This is a genomic window from Pseudomonas sp. NFXW11 (assembly GCF_049887815.1).
Taxonomy (GTDB): domain Bacteria; phylum Pseudomonadota; class Gammaproteobacteria; order Pseudomonadales; family Pseudomonadaceae; genus Aquipseudomonas.
In genome coordinates, this window is record NZ_JAGEKI010000001.1 from 245,627 (window position 1) to 264,938 (window position 19,312).

17 protein-coding genes are annotated in these 19,312 nt (G+C 64.7%); 7 read left to right on the top strand and 10 right to left on the bottom strand.

Going from position 1 to position 19,312, the window contains the following annotated elements:
* Positions 1-37: 37 nt before the first annotated feature.
* Positions 38-493, top strand: a complete 456-nt coding sequence (locus J4P02_RS01115) for a glucosaminidase domain-containing protein (RefSeq protein ID WP_426186829.1) — start codon at positions 38-40, stop codon at positions 491-493.
* Positions 487-954: a hypothetical protein gene (locus J4P02_RS01120; RefSeq protein ID WP_426186832.1), complete on the top strand. Its 468-nt coding sequence runs from the start codon at positions 487-489 to the stop codon at positions 952-954. The genes J4P02_RS01115 and J4P02_RS01120 overlap by 7 nt, the downstream gene beginning before the upstream one ends.
* Positions 955-1,004: 50 nt before the next feature.
* Here the strand turns inward: J4P02_RS01120 and J4P02_RS01125 are convergent, their stop codons facing one another.
* From J4P02_RS01125 to J4P02_RS01135, 3 genes are all read right to left on the bottom strand, one after another.
* Positions 1,005-1,502 carry a sn-glycerol-3-phosphate transporter gene (locus J4P02_RS01125; protein WP_426186835.1) on the bottom strand — a complete coding sequence of 166 codons (498 nt, stop codon included), beginning with the start codon at positions 1,500-1,502 and terminating at the stop codon, positions 1,005-1,007.
* A gap of 88 nt (positions 1,503-1,590) precedes the next feature.
* Positions 1,591-3,069 (bottom strand): alpha/beta hydrolase, encoded by a 1,479-nt coding sequence (locus J4P02_RS01130; RefSeq protein ID WP_426186838.1) that lies wholly within the window; start codon positions 3,067-3,069, stop codon positions 1,591-1,593.
* A gap of 4 nt (positions 3,070-3,073) precedes the next feature.
* On the bottom strand, positions 3,074-3,733 hold the full coding sequence (locus J4P02_RS01135) for a helix-turn-helix transcriptional regulator (RefSeq protein WP_426187695.1): 660 nt from the start codon (positions 3,731-3,733) through the stop codon (positions 3,074-3,076).
* Between the two features lie 226 nt (positions 3,734-3,959).
* On the opposite strand from J4P02_RS01135, the gene J4P02_RS01140 reads away from it, so the two are divergent.
* A complete protein-coding gene (locus tag J4P02_RS01140) occupies positions 3,960-5,375 on the top strand; it encodes an MFS transporter (RefSeq protein ID WP_426186841.1) in 1,416 nt (471 codons plus the stop codon).
* Between the two features lie 25 nt (positions 5,376-5,400).
* Positions 5,401-6,747, top strand: coding sequence for a DUF6687 family protein (locus J4P02_RS01145; RefSeq protein ID WP_426186844.1), 1,347 nt, complete (start codon positions 5,401-5,403; stop codon positions 6,745-6,747).
* Positions 6,748-6,759: 12 nt separating this feature from the next.
* Here J4P02_RS01145 and J4P02_RS01150 read toward each other — a convergent pair whose 3' ends face one another.
* Positions 6,760-10,032: a carboxyl transferase domain-containing protein gene (locus tag J4P02_RS01150; protein WP_426186847.1), complete on the bottom strand. Its 3,273-nt coding sequence runs from the start codon at positions 10,030-10,032 to the stop codon at positions 6,760-6,762.
* Positions 10,033-10,060: 28 nt separating this feature from the next.
* On the bottom strand, positions 10,061-11,752 hold the full coding sequence (locus J4P02_RS01155; RefSeq protein ID WP_426186850.1) for an AMP-binding protein: 1,692 nt from the start codon (positions 11,750-11,752) through the stop codon (positions 10,061-10,063).
* 161 nt (positions 11,753-11,913) lie between these two features.
* On the opposite strand from J4P02_RS01155, the gene J4P02_RS01160 reads away from it, so the two are divergent.
* Together J4P02_RS01160 and J4P02_RS01165 are read left to right on the top strand one after the other, a co-directional pair.
* Positions 11,914-12,831 carry a LysR family transcriptional regulator gene (locus J4P02_RS01160; protein ID WP_426186853.1) on the top strand — a complete coding sequence of 306 codons (918 nt, stop codon included), beginning with the start codon at positions 11,914-11,916 and terminating at the stop codon, positions 12,829-12,831.
* A gap of 67 nt (positions 12,832-12,898) precedes the next feature.
* Entirely contained in the window at positions 12,899-13,522 is a 624-nt protein-coding gene (locus J4P02_RS01165) for a class I SAM-dependent methyltransferase (RefSeq protein WP_426186856.1), read from the top strand.
* A gap of 3 nt (positions 13,523-13,525) precedes the next feature.
* Here J4P02_RS01165 and J4P02_RS01170 read toward each other — a convergent pair whose 3' ends face one another.
* The 5 genes from J4P02_RS01170 to J4P02_RS01190 form a co-directional block, all read right to left on the bottom strand.
* On the bottom strand, positions 13,526-14,464 hold the full coding sequence (locus J4P02_RS01170) for a hypothetical protein (RefSeq protein ID WP_426186859.1): 939 nt from the start codon (positions 14,462-14,464) through the stop codon (positions 13,526-13,528).
* The gene (locus J4P02_RS01175) at positions 14,451-15,983 is read right to left on the bottom strand and encodes a hypothetical protein (RefSeq protein WP_426186862.1); all 1,533 of its coding nucleotides are present in this window, start codon (positions 15,981-15,983) and stop codon (positions 14,451-14,453) included. Before J4P02_RS01175 ends, J4P02_RS01170 begins: the two co-directional genes overlap by 14 nt.
* A gap of 325 nt (positions 15,984-16,308) precedes the next feature.
* Positions 16,309-16,779: a copper chaperone PCu(A)C gene (locus J4P02_RS01180; RefSeq protein WP_426186865.1), complete on the bottom strand. Its 471-nt coding sequence runs from the start codon at positions 16,777-16,779 to the stop codon at positions 16,309-16,311.
* Complete coding sequence (locus J4P02_RS01185) at positions 16,779-17,384, bottom strand: SCO family protein (protein WP_102865242.1); 606 nt, start codon at positions 17,382-17,384, stop codon at positions 16,779-16,781. The genes J4P02_RS01180 and J4P02_RS01185 overlap by 1 nt, the downstream gene beginning before the upstream one ends.
* Positions 17,385-17,534: 150 nt before the next feature.
* Positions 17,535-18,506: an alpha/beta hydrolase gene (locus J4P02_RS01190; protein ID WP_426186869.1), complete on the bottom strand. Its 972-nt coding sequence runs from the start codon at positions 18,504-18,506 to the stop codon at positions 17,535-17,537.
* A gap of 410 nt (positions 18,507-18,916) precedes the next feature.
* Here J4P02_RS01190 and J4P02_RS01195 point away from each other — a divergent pair, with 410 nt between their 5' ends.
* Positions 18,917-19,291, top strand: a complete 375-nt coding sequence (locus tag J4P02_RS01195; RefSeq protein WP_426186872.1) for a c-type cytochrome — start codon at positions 18,917-18,919, stop codon at positions 19,289-19,291.
* Positions 19,292-19,312 lie beyond the last annotated feature (21 nt).

A 19,312-nucleotide genomic window follows, 5' to 3' on the forward strand; every position in this document is an offset into this window, starting at 1 on the left:
ATGAAATGGAATTGACCGGTCAACCGAGGGAAGCAACGTGAGCGCCAAACTGTGCAACAACATCAGTGCCGTGACTTTTGTCAGCAAGTACAAGGCGGTTTGCCAGCCGATCGCCGACCAGCTCAACCTGCCGGTGGAGAACCTCTTGGGCCTGGCTGCCCAGGAAAGCCAGTACGGCACCGGGCGGATCGCCCGGGAACTCAACAACTACTTCTCCATGCATGCCCCGGCGCCGCTGCAGAGTGGCAGTGAATCGGCCCAGGGCAACCCCAAGGTCAAGGTCGCGCGCTTCGATTCCTTCCAGAAATGCGCCCAGTCCTTCGCCCAGAGCTTCGGCTCCGCGGTGCGCGGCAAGCGCGACCCCATGGAGTTCGCCCAGGCCCTGGTGCGCAGCGGCTACAACAGCGGCGACGCCGCCACGGGTGGGCGCAACGGTTTCGCCAAGTACCTGGCGGATATCATCATTGCGGTCAGGGGGCGGATGGCGTGCTGATCAACCACTGCAAGGCCTGGCTGCTGGGCCTGTCCCTCGCCAGTATCACTCTCAATGCCTGGGCCGGCGCCTTGCTGCCGGCCCAGGTACAGCAAGGCGGCCTGAGCCGCGAGCAGGCCGAGCAGGTGCTGCGGGTAGCCCTCGAGCATCAGGACTATCAACTGAACAAGCCCGGGGTGTTTATCGACGGCGACCTGCAGGATGACAACGGCAAGCCGCCGCACCCGGGTTATTTCGATTTCAGCCTCGGCTACAACGACCCCAAGGCCGGCGCCACCGAGTACTGGGGGCTGTTCTCGGTCAGCACCAGCACCGGCGATGTCTGGGAAATCAACAGCTGCAAGCGCCTGGCCGGCAATCAGCTGCGGGCATTGCAGGCACAGATCATGAACCGCACCGGCAAGACCCTGGTGGATGAAGAAGCGCAGCGCCAGGGGTTGGGTTGCGAGGATGAGAAGTAGTCGGCAAAGGTGAGCCGAGCGCCATCAGCTGATGCCGGCGCGGCGCCAGCTCAGAAACTATAACCAGCATTGACCATCACCGCCGCCGTGCCCAGCACCACCAGTTCGGCGCCCACCGGGCCGTAATGGGCGCCGAACGCCGGGATCAGCACCGGCGCCACGCCCAGGCCGTTGAGCGGGATCTTGTCCTTGTACTCACCCTTGTAGCCCTGGATCAGCCCGCCGCTGAGCTTGGCATACACCGGCCAGCGCTGGTTTTCCCAGGCCTTGCCGACGTAGGCGTAGTAGGAACGCTGGGAAAAGGAGTTGCGAAAGGTGCTCAGGCCCCACAGTTCGCCATCGGCATAGTGGCGTTCCAGGCCGATCAGGTCCTGGTGGTTGTTGTGGTCCGGATCGTTGCGCCAGTGATTGGTGTACAGGCTGGTCTGCAGGTACCAGCGATCCTGTTGCTGATCGGCCTGCGCCGCCTGGCTGGCCGTCAGCAGCCAGGCGCTGGCGAGAAGGAGTGAACCGAGCAGGCGGCGTGGAGTGTGAGTGGATGGTTGCATGGGATTCCTCGCTGTTGCCCGCCTGATCGGCAGCCTTGCCCTTGCAAGATTCAAGGGGAAAAAGAGAGCGACGCTAGCACCCAGGTATTCAGCGAATCAATGTCGAAACTGTTGCTTGATCTATATCAGCCTCGATGCGCTGGATCAGGAACGGGTAGAAAGGGTTGGCGGTCAGGCGCATCAGTTCATCCATGGGCACTACCAGTACGCCGCGTTCGCCACGGGCGGCGAGGCGGCCCAGGTGCACGCCGAAATCCTCGCTGGCGGTGGGCTGGGTGCCGTACAGCGCATCGTCCAGGGGAAACGGCAGGGCCACATGGGACAAGGAAAACACTCCGGGCGGGTAGGCCAGGTCCAGGGGCTGCCGTTGACTGTCCAGGGCCTGGGCGGCGGTGAGGGTTTGCGCCAGTTGCGCCGAGCCGCTGTCGATATTGCTCAGCACCCGGGTGGCGTAGTTGCGCGGTGGCGGCGGCAGTAGGCTGGCCAGTGAAGTGAGGCTGGCCGGGTCCAGCAGGCCTTCGAGGTCGTGGCTGCGGTTGAGGTCGAAGATCACCAGTTCGCTGCCATTGGCCGGCAGGTGGCGGTACAGCCCGCTGACCAGCGCCGGGGTGCTCACGGTGGCGTCGGTCAGTGACTGGAAACTCAGGATCGGCGGCAACCGCTGCAAGCGCGGGTCGCCCGCCAGGGCCCGCATGCGGCCCTGCAGCGCATCGGTCAGCAGCCAGGACTGACGCGCGCCGTTGACCGGGAACGAGTTGTACTTGAAGGGGTTGTATTCCGGTCGCAGGCTCAGCCAGGCGCTCTTGCTAAAGGCCGGGAACACCGCAGGCCAGGCGGCCAAGCCGGCGAAACGCGCGGACCCGGCGACCCCGATCATCGGCGAGATCAGCACCAGGCGCCGGGCCGTCGGCAGTTGCGGGTCGTCGAGGGCATCCAGGGCGTAGGTCACCGCCAGCGCCCCGCCATTGGAGTAACCGACGATATCCAGCGGTGCCGGCGCCGGCACCTCAGCACGGGCAGTGCGCAGGGCCAGGCGGGTGGCCGCTAGCCAGTCCTGCCAGTGGGCATCGGTCAAGGCCGCCGGCACCGTGCCGTGGCCGGGCAGGCGCAGGCCGATGGCCAGGTAGCCGTGTTCGACATAGCGCCGGGCAATGTGCCGCAGGCTGTAGGGCGAATCGGTCAGGCCGTGCAGCAGCACCACCACACCCCGTGGCGGGCCGGCGGGGCGCAGCAGGTAGGAGCGATTCCAGTCGGTGGTGAAACCTGGCGGGTAGACCCGGCTGTCGATGCGGTAGCGGTTGAAGGGCGGCACCAGGGACGGGTCCAGCCTTTCGCTGACCTGCTGGCGGACTTCGCCGAACACCCGCTCCTCGGCCGCGAGCCAGGCTGCCCAGTCGGCGTGATCGAGTTGCTCGGCAGTCAGTTCGTGGGGCACCAGCCGGTGCCAGGGTTGCAGGGCCGGGCCGCGCTCGCTGTCGTAGACCCGCCAGGCCAGCAGGGTCAGGCCGGCAACGCCGAGGATCAGTGCAACGCGTTTGAATAGACGGGGCAGGGCAGCTAGGGGCACGGGGTCAACTCGCTTGGGGGGCCTGGATACGATAGACGCAACGGCGTCCGCCGGTGATCAGGTGTTCCACCCGTTGCACTTCGCCCAGTTCACCAATGGCGGCCTGGAACACTTGCAGTTCCGCGCGGCAGAAGCCCTGGCACTGCTGGGCCGCGACGCAGATCGGGCAATGGCTCTCGATCAGCAGCCAGGCATCGCCGTCGGCCTCGACGCTGGCCATGTAGCCAGCCACTTCACGGATCTGCGCCAGGGCCCGGACCCTGGCTTCAAGGGTCGCCAGCGGGGCGCAGACCGCCAGGTATTCGGCCCTGTTGATCCGCTCCATGTCGCTGACGATGCGCTCCACGCCATCGGCGCCGTACACCGCGCGAATCGAATCGATCAGTTGCAGGGTCAGGTTGGCGTGGGTGTCGGGAAAGCGTGCCTGGGCTTGCTCGGTCAGCACCCATTTCTGCGAGGGCCGCCCGGCGCCCTGGGCCGGCATCACTTGGCCGCGGATCAGTTCGCTGTCCACCAGGCGCTGCACCTGCTGGCGGGTGGCCTCCAGCGACACCTTGAGCAGGGGCGCCAGATCGGCGGTTTTCAGCGGGCCGCGAGTCTTCAACAGGAACAGGATGCGTTCGGCGGTGGCACCGGGGTTCTTTTTCTCGGCAGGCGGGGACATCGACGACATGGGGACCATTAACCAATAGGCAGTTGGGTTATCAGCGGCCTTTATACCGCGCAGGATCGGCCAAGCATAACAGGCCGCGCCGCCGCTTCCCCGTGCTTGTCACGGTTTTCATGGGGTTGGCGCAGCATGTTGCGAACCCAGGTAAAAAACAATTATCAAAGCTATTGCTTGTGTAATACAGTGCCGCAGTATCCAACAACGCGAAAGGAAGCTGGGCATGGCATCGACAACCGGATGGTCGGCACTGTTACTCGGTAGCAACGGCTTGCGCTCCGCAGCCTTGGCCGGTGGCGTGGCGCTGCATGCAATCAACGTCTACCTAGTCACCACACTCTTGCCTTCGGTGGTGGCGGATATCGGCGGGCTGGACTACTACGCCTGGAACACCACCCTGTTTGTGGTGGCCTCGATCATCGGCTCGGTGCTGTCCACCCGAGCCCTGGCGCTGTTGGGGCCCAAGGCCGCCTATAGCCTGGCGGGGCTGCTGTTCATGCTCGGTTGCGCCCTGTGCGCCCTGGCCCCGGAAATGGCCTGGTTGATCCTCGGCCGCAGCGTCCAGGGTCTGGGGGGCGGGCTGCTGTTCGCCTTGCCCTACGCGATGATCCGCCTGGTGTTCGCCGAACCGCTGTGGCCTCGGGCCATGGCGTTGATTTCCGCCATGTGGGGCGTGGCGACCCTGATTGGCCCGGCGGTGGGCGGGGTGTTCGCCGAGCACGGGGCCTGGCGCGCGGCTTTCTGGGTGCTGCTGCCCTGCACCTTGCTGTTTATGCTGCTGGCCCTGGCCCTGTTGCCGGGCAAACGCCGCGAGGCCGCGCCGCACAGTCCGATTCCCGCTCGCCAGCTGGTGCTGCTGACCGCCATGGTGCTGGCGATTTCCATCGGCAGCATCACCCCTTCGCTGGTGTACAACGTGTTGGGCCTGGGTGTTGGCCTGGCCCTGCTGGCCTGGGTGATCGCCCTGGAAAACCGCTCCGTGCAGCGCCTGCTGCCCCGGGACAGCCTCAAGTCCGGCAGCGCCTTGCTGGCGCTCTATGGGTCCATGGCGTTGCTGGTGGTGGGCATGACCAGCGAGGTATTCGTGCCATTGTTTCTGCAAGTGCTGCATCGGCAGACGCCGCTGCTGGCGGGCTATATCGCCGCCCTGATGGCCGCCGGCTGGACCCTGGGCGCCATCTTCAGCTCCGGCCTCAAGCCCCAGGGCGCGGCCCGGGCGATTGCCGCCGGGCCCTTCCTGGTGGTGGGCGGGCTGCTCCTGGCCTGCCTGTTTATGCCGGCCACCGCTACGCCGGCGTTGAGCCTGGGCCTGGTGTGCCTGGCCATGCTGGCGGTGGGGGTGGGCATTGGCCTGGCCTGGCCGCACCTGCTGTCGCGGGTGCTGGAACAGGCGCCGGCCGATCAGAAAGAGCTGGCCGGGGCCTCGATCACCACGGTGCAACTGGTGGCTACCGCCCTGGGGGCGGCGCTGGCCGGCATGATCGTCAACCTGGCGGGGCTCGGTTCCACCGGCGGCAGCGTCGGTGCGGCCCAGGCCGCCGGTTGGTTGTTCGGCCTGTATGCCGGCTTGTCGGCGCTGTTGTTTATCAGCCTGCGCCAGGTGCGTCGCAGCAACGCACAACCACTGGTTGAAGCCTGAAACACTTTTCGCCAAGGAGCTGCCGATGAATCGCTTATCTATGGACAGTGATGAACAGGGCTGGAAGTTCGATCCGGGACTGGCCCAGCGTTTTGCCCACCTGGAACTGCGGCTGCTGGGCGGCCGCGCCATCGGCATCGCCGATAACCGTTTCACCGACCTGCAGAGCGCCCTGGGTGGCCCCGGCTGCCGGGTGCTCAATGGCAACCCGCGGGACCTGCGGCTGGAAAATATCGCTCGGCTGGACTATCGCCTGGGTGGCCACGGTGAGTTGCAGGCTTCGCTCGCCACCTTGCTCCAGGCCCCGACATACGCCATTCCAGAGCAAGAGCCAGTGCTGGAGCTGGGCCTGCAACCGCTGCGCCTGGGGCGCCAGAGCCCCTACGGTTTCCTGCCCCTGGGCCAGAGTCGGCGGCGGGAGAATATCTCCCTGGATTCCATCGACACCCCGGCGACCCTGCTGACCCTGTCTCACTGGCCGGCGAACAAGACCCCGGCCGACTACAAGGCCAATCTGTCCACCAGCAGCGCCCTGGACTTTATCCAGCGCGGGCAGGCCCCGGAGCAGGCCGAGGTGATCACCAGCGACCATTTCGACCTCGACGGGCTGGCTTCGGTCTACGCCTTCCTGGCGCCGGAACATGCCCTCAAGCATCGGCAACTGCTGATCGATATTGCCCGGCTCGGGGATTTTGCTCGTGGCACCTCGAACGTCGCCCTGCAATGCGGCTTCGCTCTGAATGCCTTGGCCAGCCGGGTGTCCAGCGACCACTCGGGCAGCAATGATCGCCTGCTACTGGCGCGCTTTGCCGCGCTGCTGCCGCAGATGGCCGATGTCCTGGAGCGGCCCGGGCGTTACGCCGAGCTGTATCGACCAGCCCTGGAGCAGCTGCAACGTAGCGAAACGCTGCTGGCGCACCCGCAAACGCGGATCGAGGAGTACCCGGAGATCGATCTTGCGGTGCTGCACCTGCCCTACGCAGCGGGGCCGGGCGACTACCTGGGGCTGATGCCGGTGGCGGTACACAACCGCAGCCGCTGCGGGGTGCTGGCCCTGGTCAGCCCGGGGCGGGTGGAAATCCGCCAGCGCTATGAAAGCTGGGTTGAACGGGTGAGTGGTATCCCTCGGCCGCGACGCGACCTTGCGATCTTCGCCCGGGCCCTGCAACAGGCCGAGGCCACGCCCGGGCAGTGGCACTACCCGGGGGTGCAGGAGATCATGCCGGGCCTGAAGTTTGTCGCCGAACGGCCCAGCAGCCTGTCCGTTAGCCAGGTGCTGCTCGAGCTGCGACAGTTCCTGGCCCAGGCGCCAGTGGCCTGGGACGCCAACGCTAACCTGGTGCCGGCCTGCCGCGCCCTTGAGCGCGCCTAGCCGGCCGCCGCCTTACCAGGTATCGATAAACCGCGGTTCACGCCCTGCCCAGGGCGTTGGCCGGGGCGCGGCCTGCAAGCCCCGCAGCAGCCAGGCGCGGCTGTCCAGCGGGTCGATCACCGCATCAATCTCCAGGTAGCTGGCCATGTTCAGCGCCTTGCCTTGGGCGTAGGCCTTGGCCACCAGCTTGTCGAACAGCGCCTGGCGCGACTCGGTGTCCGGCTGGGCCGCCAGTTCCTTGGCAAAGCCCAGGCGCACCGCACCTTCCAGGCCCATGGCACCGAACTCGGCGCTGGGCCAGGCCACGGTGAACAGCGGGTTGTGGAAGCTCCCGGCGGCCATGGCCTGGGCCCCCAGGCCGTAACCCTTGCGCAGCACCAGGGTGAAGAAGGGCACTGTGAGGCTGGCGGCGCTGACGAACATGCGCGACACATGGCGCACCGTGGCCTGGCGCTCCGACTCGGGGCCGACCATGAATCCCGGGGTATCGCACAGTGACACCAGGGGCAGGCCAAAGCCTTCGCACAGACGCATGAAACGCGCCGCCTTGTCCCCGGCCGCAGCATCGATGGCGCCGCCCAGCACCGCCGGGTTGTTGGCGATCAGGCCAAAGGCCCGGCCTTCGATACGGATCAGCGCGGTGATCAGCCCCGGGGCGAACTGGCGCCGCAGCTCCAGCACGCTGTCGCGGTCGGCCAGGGTGTCGATGACCCGGCGGATGTCATAGACCCGCAGGCGATTCTCCGGAACCAGGTGGCGCAGCTCGCGCTGGTCGGCGCATTGCCAGTCATTGCGCGGCCCCTGGAAGTAGCTCAGGTACTGCTTGGCCACCCGCACTGCCTCGGCTTCATCCGCCACCAGCACGTCGATCACGCCATTGGGGCCTTGCACCGAGACCGGGCCCACCTGTTCCGCGCTGAAACTGCCCAGGCCACCGCCCTCGATCATGGCCGGGCCAGCCATGCCGATGCTGGCATTGGCGGTGGCGATGATCAGGCTGCAGCAGCCGAGCAGGGCGGCATTGCCGGCAAAGCAGCGGCCCGAGGCGATGCCCACGGTGGGCACCTGGCCCGAGAGCTTGGCCATGGCGGCGAAGGTGTGGCAGTCGAGGCCGGCCACCCCGACAAAGTCGCTGTCACCCGGACGCCCGCCGCCGCCTTCGGCGAACAGCACCACCGGCAGCCGCCACTGCAGGGCCAGACCCAGCAGGCGATCGGTTTTCTTGTGGTTCATCATGCCCTGGGTGCCGGCGAATACCGTGTAGTCGTAGGCCAGGGCCAGGCAACGGGCTACCTGGCTGTCATACAGCCCGGCGTTGACCGTGCCGATACCGCCCACCAGGCCGTCGGCCGGGCTCAGCTCCTGCAGCTCTTCGTTGGTGCGCCGGCGACGCTGGGCGGCGAGGGCCATGGCGCCGTATTCCATGAAACTGCCTGGGTCGAGCAGGTCATCGAGGTTTTCCCGGGCGGTGCGCTGCAAGGTCTTGCGGCGCTTGGCCACGGCCTGGGGACGCTGGGCATCGAGCAGCTGTTGGTGACGTTGGCGCACTTCGGCCAGGTCGGCGCGAATCAGCTCCAGGTCCAGCTGTTCCTCGTTGCACTGGGCATCGCCGGCCACGGCCCCCGGTTCCAGGAACAGCAGCGGCTGGCCTTCGCTCACCGCATCACCGACCTGCACCGCCAGGGCCTGGACTACGCCGCTGAAGCCGGCCTTGACCTCGAACTCCATCTTCATCGCTTCCAGCACCGCCACCCGCTGGGCCAGTTGCAACTCATCGCCTTCGGCCACTTCCAGGCACACCAGCACGCCGGTACTAGGGGCCGCTACCGCCTGGGCGCCGGGCGGTGCCTGGACGCTCTTGCGCGGGGTATTGGCAAGCGCCGCCGGTTGAGCGAAGTACAGCGGCCGGTGGGCTTCGGGCGCGGCCTGTACCAGCGCCGCCCAATGCCGTTCGACAAATGTGGTGCTGACCCGGTGCTCGATCACCGCCGGATGGCGCAGCAGGTTCTGCAACAACCCGAGGTTGCTGGGCACGCCTGCCAGGCGGAACTCGCAGAGCCCGCGGTAGGCCCGGCTCAGGGTGGTGGGGTAGTCCGGCCCCTGGACGATCAGCTTGGCCAACAGCGAGTCGTAGCTGGGGCTGACCGGGTACCCGGCGTAACCGTAGCCATCGACCCGCAGGCCCGGACCGCTGGGAGCCTCGTAGGCGCTCAGGGTGCCGACCACCGGCCGCGTGTCACCGCTTTGCAGCAGCTCCTCAAGGTTGATTCGCGCCTGCAAGGCAAAGCCCTGGGGCGCCGGCGGTTGGCTGAGGCCGAGGCTTTCCAGGGAGGCGCCGGCGGCCAGGCGCAGCTGGGTGTGCAGCAGGTCGATGCCGGTGACCATCTCGGTCACCGTGTGCTCGACCTGGATCCGCGGGTTGGCCTCCATAAAGTAGAAGGCCCCCGGGAGTTGCAGGTCGACCAAAAATTCGAAGGTGCCGATGCCCTGGTAGCGCACCCGGCTGGCCAGTTGCAGCGCGGCCTCGATCAACTGCTGGCGCAGGTCGTCGGCCAGGTCCGGGCTGGGGGCGATCTCCACCAGCTTCTGATGGCGCCGCTGCAGGCTGCAGTCGCGCTCCCACAGGTGGCTGACCGCGCCGCTGCCATCCCCCAGCACCTGGATCTCGATATGCCGGGCCTGACGCAGCAACTGCTCGATGTACAGCGCGCCATTGCCAAAGGCCGACAGCGCCTCGGACTGGCAGCGGGCGAAGGCCTGCTCCAGCTGCTTGCGTTCGGTGACCGCGCGCATGCCGCGACCGCCGCCGCCGGCCAGGGCCTTGAGCATCACCGCGCCATGCCGGCTGAAGAAGTCTTCGGCCTGCTCCAGGCTGATCGGCTGGTTGATGCCGTCGAGCAATGGCACCCCGCAGCCCAAGGCCAGGTCGCGGGCCGCGGCCTTGTCGCCGAACAGTTGCAGCACTTCGGGGGCGGGGCCGATAAAGGTCAGCCCAGCCCGCTGGCACTGCTCGGCGAAGTCGGCGTTCTCGGCGAGAAAGCCGTAGCCGGGGTGAATCGCTTCGCAGCCCTGTTCCAGGGCCAGGTCGATCAGCTGTTGCCGATCCAGGTAGGCCGGTACCCCGCGGCCCTTGAGCGGCAGTGCCAGGTCGGCCTTGCGCGTGTGCAGGCTGGCGTGGTCGTCCTCGGCATACACCGCGACGCTGCGGATGCCCAAGTCGGCGCAGGCGCGGGCGATGCGGATGGCGATCTCGCCACGATTGGCGATCAACAGACTCTGGAACATGGCAATTCTCACACTAGATAAGGGTGGCTCAGAGCTGTTGTTCCAGCTCGTTCTTCTTGACCTTGCCGGTGGCGGTCATGGGCAGGGCACTGACCAGGCGGATTTCCGGCACCTTGTAGGCAGCCATCACCTGCTGGCACCAGGCGCTGAGGGCTTGCGGGTCCTGGGGCGCCTCCGGCTTGAGCACCACGAAGGCCACCGGCTGCTGGCCACGGCGCTCGTCGGCACGACCGATCACCGCGCTGGCCAGTACGTGCGGGTGCTGGCCGAACAAGGCTTCCAGCTCACTGGGAAACACGCTCATGCCATTGACCTTGAGCATCTCCTTGCGCCGTCCCAGGTAACGGATAAAGCCTAGTTCGGTGATCTGCCCAAGGTCGCCGGTATGCAGCCAGCCTTGGCGCAATACCGCGGCGGACTCATCCGGGCGCCGCCAGTAACCCTCCAGCAGCGCCGGGCTACGCACGCAGAGCTCGCCTTCGGCGCCCAGGGGCAGTAGCGCGCCGCTGTCGAAGTCGCAGACCTTGAACTCGGTGCCCGGCACTGGCAGGCCGACGAAGGTCGGGGCGCTCTTGAGGTCGAAGTCGTCCTGTTGCAGGCCGGCGGTGAAGGTGTCGCAGGTGTGGGTTTCGGTCATGCCGAAGCTGAATTCGAACAGGGTGCAGCCGGTCAGGGCTTTCCAGCGCTGGCGGTAGTCGAGGGTCAGCTTCTTGACGAAGGAAATGCACCCAGTGGATTGCAGGGAAGTGAAGTCGTGGTTCGCCACCTCGGGGTGTTCCAGCACTTCGGCGGCGCTGTCCACCAGCAGCCCGCAATGGCTGACCTTGTACTGCTGCACCGCGGCCATAAAGCCCGGGGCGTCCCAGCGTGCCAGCAGCACCAGGCGGCAGCCGGCGTAGACGGGAAACAGCAGCCCGGCGTTTTCCCCGGCGATCCAGAATTGCGGCAGGAAATTGAGCATCACGCTGTCGCGCGTCAGGCCCAGGGCCACCGGCACGAAGCTGGCGCAGGTGTAGAGCATATGCCCGTGGGTGTGCACGCAACCCTTGGGCATGCCGGTGGTGCCGCCGGTGTAGTTGAGGGCGGCGACGTCGTCCAGGGCTGGGCGGTGGGTGGGCGTGGCGGTGCTGCATTGCTCCAGCGCCGGGTAGAAATCAATCACCCCGGGGTCCAGGCGTTTGGGCGCGCGCAGCAGGTCGGGCACGGGAATGCTCGGGGTGGCTGGGCACAACTCCGACAGGCTGCTGGCGAGGATGTGCTGCAGGCCGCAAGACTCAGCCACGGCGTGGACCACATCGAGCAACTGATCGAAGCACAGGATGACCTGGGCGTCGCTGTCCTTGAGCTGGTATTCCAGTTCCAGGCTCCGCGCCAGCGGGCTGACCGGCGCATACACCGCGCCGCACTTGAGAATGCCCCAGAAGCCGATATGCAGTTGCGGGCAGTTGGGCAGGAACACCGCGACCCGATCGCCGGGGCGCACGCCGAGCTCGGTGAGCAGCGCCGCGCAGCGGTCGGACTGGTGGTCCAGCTCGGCGAAACTCAGGCTGTGGCCGTAGAAGTCCAGGGCCACCGCGGCGCCTTGTTCACGGGCCCAGGCGCGCAGGTATTCGGTAAGGGGTTGCTGGCCCTGGGGGTATTGCGCGGTACGTGGCGCGCCTTTGGGCCAGGCGGCCTGCTGCAAGGCGTGAAGGTGCTGCTGATAGGCCGCAAGGTCCATGGTGCCTCCTGATTGTTATTGTGGGCCGACCTATCTTAGGCAGCCTTGGGCCTGCCACAGAACCGATGGTTATTCATCGAGATTCATGAATGCGCTACATGGTTGGGCCCTGAATGATGGGCTGTTAGCCTGCATCGGGTGGAATTTGCGAGGGCACAACCATGAACTCACCGCATGAATGGTCTGGGCTTAGCCGTCTGGACCTGAACCTGTTTCGAGTTTTCGAGGTGGTCTACCAGGAGCGCAACCTGACTCGCGCCGCCTCGGTGCTGCACCTCAGCCAATCGGCCATCAGCCACGCCCTGGCGCGGTTGCGGGTGCAACTGGACGATCCGCTGTTCGTGCGCGAGGGCTACGGCGTGGCGCCAACGCCCCTGGCCAAGCAACTGGCTCCGGGTATCCAGGACGCCCTCAATGGCCTGCGCCGCAGCCTCAGCCCGGCGCAGGCCTTCGACCCGCTGCGGGATCGGCGGCGCTTCACCCTGAACATGCCCGAACAGCTGGAGCCGATCATCCTGCCGTTGATCCTGGCGCACCTGAACCGGGTGGCGCCGCACCTGGAGATCCGCAGCACCAGCGTGCACTGGGCCGACCTCAAGCTGGAGATGATTGCCGGGCGCATCGACCTGGCCATCGAGCTGTCACGCCTCACCGACCCGCAGTTGCAACAGCGACTGCTGCTGCAGGATGCCTTCTGCGTAATGGCCGGCCCGGGCTTTCAGGGCGAGCTGACCGCCGAGCGCTACCTGGCGGCCGAACATGTGGCGGTGACGTCGAGGCGCCGCGGCATCTGCGTCGAGGACCTGGCCCTGGGGCAGTTGGGCCTGGTGCGACGCATTCGCCAGCACTGCCAGCACTTTCTGACCGCCGCACAGTTGGTGGCCCAGAGCGATCGGCTGCTGACCCTGACCCGGGACAATGCGCGGCTGATCAACGCCGGGCTGGGCAACCGCATTCTCGATATGCCCCTGGGCCTGCCGGAGGTGTGCCTGAACCTCTACTGGAGCAAGCAGGTGCACAACGATTCGGCCAACCGCTGGCTGCGCGAGCAATTGCTGGGCCTGGCGGGGCAGGGCTGAAAGCCTTGTGGCAGAGCGCTGGCTGAGGTGTAATCGGCGGCCTTGAAGCCACCATGGAAAGCCCGGCATGCACCCCAGCGCGCGCAATATCGTCGATCTCTACCAGCGCCACGCCCAGGCCTGGGACCAACGCCGCCAGGCCCAGGTCCAAACCCCGACCTTCGACGGCGAGAAGATCTGGCTGCAGCGGTTTCTCCAGCAGATGGCCCCGGGCCGACAGGTGCTGGACCTGGGTTGCGGCGCCGGCCAGCCAGTGGCCGGCTACCTGATCGAGCAGGGGTGCGAACTGACCGGTGTCGACAGCTCCAGCGCATTGCTCGGCCTGTGCCGCCAGCGCTTTCCCGCACAGCGCTGGCTGCAGGCCGATATGCGCGAGCTGGTCCTTGAAGATGATTTTGCCGGGATCCTCGCCTGGAACAGCTTCTTCCACCTGCCTGCCGATGATCAGCGCGCCATGTTCGCGACATTCGAACGCCATGCCGGGCCGGGTTGCGCGCTGATGTTCACCAGCGGCCCGGAGGCCGGCGAGGCCATTGGCGAGTTCCAGGGCGAGGCGCTGTACCACGCCAGCCTGGCGCCGCTGGAGTACTGCACCTTGCTCGATACCCATGGTTTTGAGGTGGTGCAACAGGTCAGCCAGGACCCGCAGTGTGGCGGCTTGACGGTATGGCTGGCGCGGGCGATCTACTGAACCTCAAAGCACCTTGAGCTGTTTCGCGATGTCTTTCAGACAGATACCCAGGGCGCGTTGTTCAGCGTCCTTGGGGTCGAAGCCGAGAATGTATCGGTGACGTAACGCCAGCGATTGCAAGACCGCGTCGCCATCATCCATCGCCTGCTTGCGTCCGAGCATCTCCTGCACCTCAGGCAGGTACCACTGATAGCGCTCCTGAAGATGAAAGAAGCACGCGAATGCATCCCAGCCACCCTGGCCGCTGATCTTGACCGCCAGTTTTTCATCGACCAACCCGGCCAGCGCCAATGGCGAGGCCTGAATATCGAAACTCATGTCCAGAACGCTCGAACTGTCGAAGGGATGGGGCACATCCAGGGCGGGTTCGTCATCGCCCTTGATCGATGAATTGCACTGATGGCAGGACGGCACCAGGTTGTATAGCGACACCGCGAGAAAAGGGTAGATCGACTTGGGCAGGAAGTGATCCAGTGGCGGCCTGAGTTCCAGTTGCTTGGGCGTGCCGGTGCTTTGCCCGTGATAGTTGACATGGTGCAGGTGGCAGTAGGGACAGATGCGCAACTTGTAGCTGCCGACCAGCTTGTAGGCATTCCAGCCGGTGTCTTTGAGGATGAACCTGCTGTAGTTGAAAACCTTGCCCAGCTGCGTGATCAGTTTCTCCATCGGCTTTAGGCGGTCGTCCTTTGCCGGGCGCTCACGCAGGTACTGCATCAGCTCCGGAGCCGTGGCCTCGACCTGCTGGATCACCTGGCGCAGCTGGCTGACATCGCCGACCAGGATCGACTTGCGCTGGCTGAGCAGCAAGGCGTGCAAGGCCTTGGTGCGGGCCGGGTAACCGGTAAAGGACTTTCCCCAGGCGCTCATGGCCTTGTCGAAGCGTGGCCCCAAGGTTGCCAGGTGCTGACTGCTGGCGCTTGCCGAGATATTAAGCTTGAGCATCCGGGTTTCCCTCAAGCACATCCAAGCGCTGCTGCACATGCTTCTTGAGCTCTGCGTCGGCCAAGGTATCGGCGATCCGCCGGGCTTTTGCGATGTGCTTGAGATTCCGCTGCTTGTGGTTCAGCACATCGGACAACTCGGTCAATCGCTGCATATTGAACTCCCCGGTGAAATCGCCCACGTCGAACACCGAACGCAGGGTCTGCTTGGGGGTGTAGCCAAAGGCATTGATCAGTTGCTTGTGGTCCAGATCGAACAGGCGGCCGGCCGGGGTGTCGGCGGCCACTATCAGCGAGTGGGTGGAAATCAATACATGAGCCCTGTGGGCAGTAGAGAACGCCTTGATGAACTGCAGCAGATCGAAGATGTACTGGCGTTGCCACTTGGGGTGCATGAACATTTCGCCTTCATCGATACACAGCAACAGCAAGCGCTGCGGCGACTCACGCTCGAACTCGCCGATGGCCCGGGCAATGGCACAGTACAGCGACATCATGCTGGCCTGGCCGGAACTCAGTTGCTTGAAGGAGAACCGCAGCAGGCCCATGGCACTGATGTGTGCCAGGGTGCTTTCATGCTGGCGAATGTGCTGACCGACCTGCTCGTCCAGGTAGGCCAGGCTGGAACTGCGTCGCCACGAGCTGACCTTGGCGAAGAGCGGCCTGACCACCTTTAGTGCCTTGCCTGCCTTGATCAATTGCTTGGTCAGCAACGGATCTTCGGAGAGATTCTCGATAGACGGCGGGTTGCTGCTCAACAGATCGTCCAACCAGGGGTGGTGGTCCTCAAGCATCTCTAGCAAAGCGTCGATCAACTGATCGGTATCCAGGGCAGTGAGCCGCTCCACGGAATCCAACACGGCATAGGACAACATGAATTTCATTTCCGGCGACCCGGTGCGATTCAGGTCATGCAAGCTCTTCTTCAGTGCCGGGTTCGAGCTCAGGTTGCTTGCCGTGCGGTTGCCACCATAGGCCGTCAGCAGCTCCTGTATTGAAAAAGGTTTGAGTTCCAGCACCACCTGGGCCTCACCGACGAAGTCGACCCGTTCCCTGAGATAGGGATAGGCACTGAAGGCCGCCGCCAGTTCGGATTCCACATCCTTGCCAAACCGTGGGCTGACGTCCTTCAGCCCGCGGCGTCGCAGTCGGCTGCGACGCACTCTTTCAAAGGGCGAGGTGGTGTAGAACACCGTCGAGAACTCCGGCACGGCGGCGCCGTCGTCGCGTTGGATCGGCAGGCTTGAGCTCAGCTCAAGGTTTTTCAGCGAGGCGCCGCAGGTCAGTTGCAGGCCCTGGTGGTTCTCCCAGAACATGCCGAGCTTGGACAATGACTTTGAAGCCGTCAGCCATTCGCATAACTGCAGCAACATTTCAGTCTTGCCGCTGCCGTTCTCGCCATACAGGGTGGTGAAGGAGGCCACCCCTAGGTTCTCGGAGTGGAGGCTTGTGGAGGAGCGGTTGATTTCCAGAATCAAGGCGTTGTCGCTGGCCTCGTCCGAGGCGGGACGCAGCAGCATTTCATAGGTATCTGTAAGTGGCAGGACGACCGGGTTGCCCGACTTTGTCCTGAAGAAAAGCGCATGAATCACTGTGCCGCGTGACGACATTTCGAATCCCTGATGAGGCTTGCTCCAGGCGTGACCCTGAATCCAGAGGCGGGCGGCCGGGTAAATGGCTTTAAGCCAGTACCGAAAAAGGCGCGTAGGTTCGCATATTGAGTCACTGGCGGGAAATAGCCGGGCAGCTATCGAGCACTGCCACAGCGAGGTGCTGGTTGCAGGCAAAAAAAAGCCGCGCTTCGATAGCGCGGCTGCTGGCCCCGGGGCCGGAGCTTCCGGCCGTTCAGTGCATCATCATGCCGTGGTCCTGGGTATTCAGCGCGCGGGCCTGGGCCTGGACCTTGATCGACTCTTTCTCGCCCTTGGGGTTTTCCACGATCAGGGTCAGCGGTACCAGGTCGCCTTCCTTGATCTGGCCGTTCAGCTCCATCAGCATCACGTGGTAGCCGTGGCTGTCGAGGCTGACCTTCTTGCCGGCCGGCAGGGCGACGGCGTCCACCTGCTGCATGCTCATCACATCGTTATGCATGCTCGACTGGTGAATCTGCACGATGCGCGCCACCGGCGACTCCACCGCCACCAGCTTGCTGTCGCTGCTGGCGGTGATGTCCATAAAGGCGCCGCTGGCATGCTGGCCAGCCACTGTGGCGCGCACCCAGGCGTTGTCTACCAAGGTGGCAGCGCCGGCGGCATTGGCCAGGCCCAACAGGGACATCAGCAGCAGGGCGGACGAGAGACGGGACGGGCACTTCATTAACAAACCTCCATGACGGTGAGCAGGTCTTCTGCGCACTCTTGGGCGTTGAGTGACTGCGACAGACCCAGGCGCAGGGTGCCCCGGGAGTCGTAGACGAAACTGGTGGCGGTGTGCGACAGGGTGTAGGTCGAACCGCTGGGGATCTTCTCGTAGAACACGCCGAATTCCTTGGCGGTGGCGGCGGTTTCCTCCAGGCTGCCGTACAGCGCCTCGAAGCTCGGATCGAACGCCTTGACGTAGGCATCCAGCACTTCGGGGGTGTCGCGCTCGGGGTCGAGGGTGATGAACACCACCTTGAGCCGATCGCCATCACGGCCCATCAGCTTCTTGGCCTGGGCCGCGCGGGCCAGGGTGGTGGGGCAGACCGCCGGGCACTGGGTAAAGCCGAAGAAGATCATCGGCATCAGCCCGCGGTAGCTGGACAGCGACTTGGTTTCGCCCTGGGAATCGGTGAGCTTGAAGGTGCGGCCGAGAATCTGATTGCTCAGGTCCTTGCCGTATTTGAAGGACAGCCGGGGGCTGTTGTCGCACCCGGCGAGCAGGCCCAGGCCGAGTACCCCGGCGCTGGTGAGCAGGGTGCGGCGAGTCAGCAGAACACTCATGAAGTAACGCCCTTTGAACAGCCAGACAGGCAAAAAACCCGCGCATGGTAACAAACGGACGCAGCGCGGGGCGGGCTAATTAGACCAATGCCTGCGGCCATAGGTCGCAGCCGGGCGCCCTTGGCCGGCCCTGCAGCAGGGCGAGGCGCCTTAGCCGGGCTCGCGGCTGGCGAGCGGCAACTGACGCAACCACAGGGCGATATCGCTGACCACTTCGGCCATGCGGCTGGTGCCGGTGGTGTCGGCCAGGCGATGGTCGAGCCCGGGGTAGGGGCGAAACGCCAGGCCGGGTCGGCCGTGTTCGCGCAGTTGCGCAATCATCCTAGTCACTGCCGACACCGATACCGCCTCGTCGGCGCCGGACTGGATGATCAGCGCCGGCACCCGACTGCCCTGCAACAGCGCCAGTTGGTCGAGGCGCAGCACGTCCTGCCACCAGCCCGCGCCATGGCCGCTGGCTTGCAAGTCTGCCGCTGGCTGTTGTTGCACCTGCTGGATAAAACCCAACAGCTCCCGGCGTGATTCGGCCTGCTGCGCAGGGTTCTGTGGGCTGCTGGCCAGACCGTGCAGCAGGTCATCGCGAAACCACTGGCCACCGCCGTTGAAGGCCACGGTGGCGTGCACCAGGTTGCTGCGTGCCGCCAGCAGGTGGGCGACCACCGCGCCTTCGCTGCCGCCCAGGGCGACGATACGGCTATAGCGCCGGTCTTGCTGCAAGTGAGCGAGCACCGCTTGCAGGTCTTGCGCGCGCTGGCTGGGGCTGTCGTGGCGCAGATAGGCCGCAGGGCAGTCCGCGCGTTCGGGGTCGTGGTCGTAGGGCAGGCTGGCCTCGATGGCGTATTTCTCCACGGTCAGCACATCCGCCTCGGGCAGGGCCCGGGCCAAGTGGCGGTAGACGCCGGGGATGCGGGTCACGCTGTTGCAGTCCGAGCCCTGGATGATCACCAGCAGCGCCTTGGGTGCCGGGCCGATGTGGCGTTGCCACAGGTACCAGGTGATCGACGAGCCGTCGCCGCGGGCCAGTTGCCGGGCCGCAACCGCCTGCGGCTCGGCCGCTGCCAGGGACGTGGCGAGGAGTAACAGAGTACTGATCAGCAAGGTACGCAAGGACTTGACTGGCATGCCGGGATCTCTGGGTGGAGGGTAGGGCAAGGCTAGCGGATAATTATCGTAAAACGATAATTAATTGTTGTATTGATGTGTTTTTGTGTAATGAACTGTCATTTCAGTTGCTTCGACTGGGCGCCTGATGTGCCCGCACCCTGGTCAATTTATTTTTCAGTGTTGACATCTTCAGAAACAATATTGAAAGTGTCGCCGCCAGTAAGAAGCCGTACTCGCGGCAAACAATAAAATTATAAGTGCTCAAGGGATTAGCATGTTGCATACCGCCGTTATAGAAACTTCCACTCTTTCGTTTGGCTTTTCTTCCAAAGAACTTCGCGCATTCAAACTATAAGTCTGCATTTCATCACAGCTGTGCGCGCGGGGTTTGCCCTCGATTCAGATCTGATTTCAATAAGGCCCTCTATATGAAGTTGCTGTCCATCACTGTGCTTGGGGTTCTATCACTGTTGCAAATGCCCTTGTCCTTCGCGGATAACAGCAATGGCAAAACCCTCTTTCTGCAGCGCTGCTCGGTGTGCCACGGCGCCGATATCAAGGGTAGCGGGCCCTTGGCCAACAAGAGCAATCCACCTACGCCCGATCTGACAAAGCCCGCTTTCAAGAAGCGCTTGAAGGACTATCCGGGGGTTATTGTTTCATCGGTGGTGCTGCGTCCCAATGGCAACTTGATTCCCAAGACCTTGCAGGAAAATGGCGTGAAGATCGCGCCCCACGCCTGGAGCATCAAGGATCTGCGGGACTTGAATCAATACATGATTGAAGTGATTTCAAAGAGTTGATTTTACTCTTGGTCCATTTTT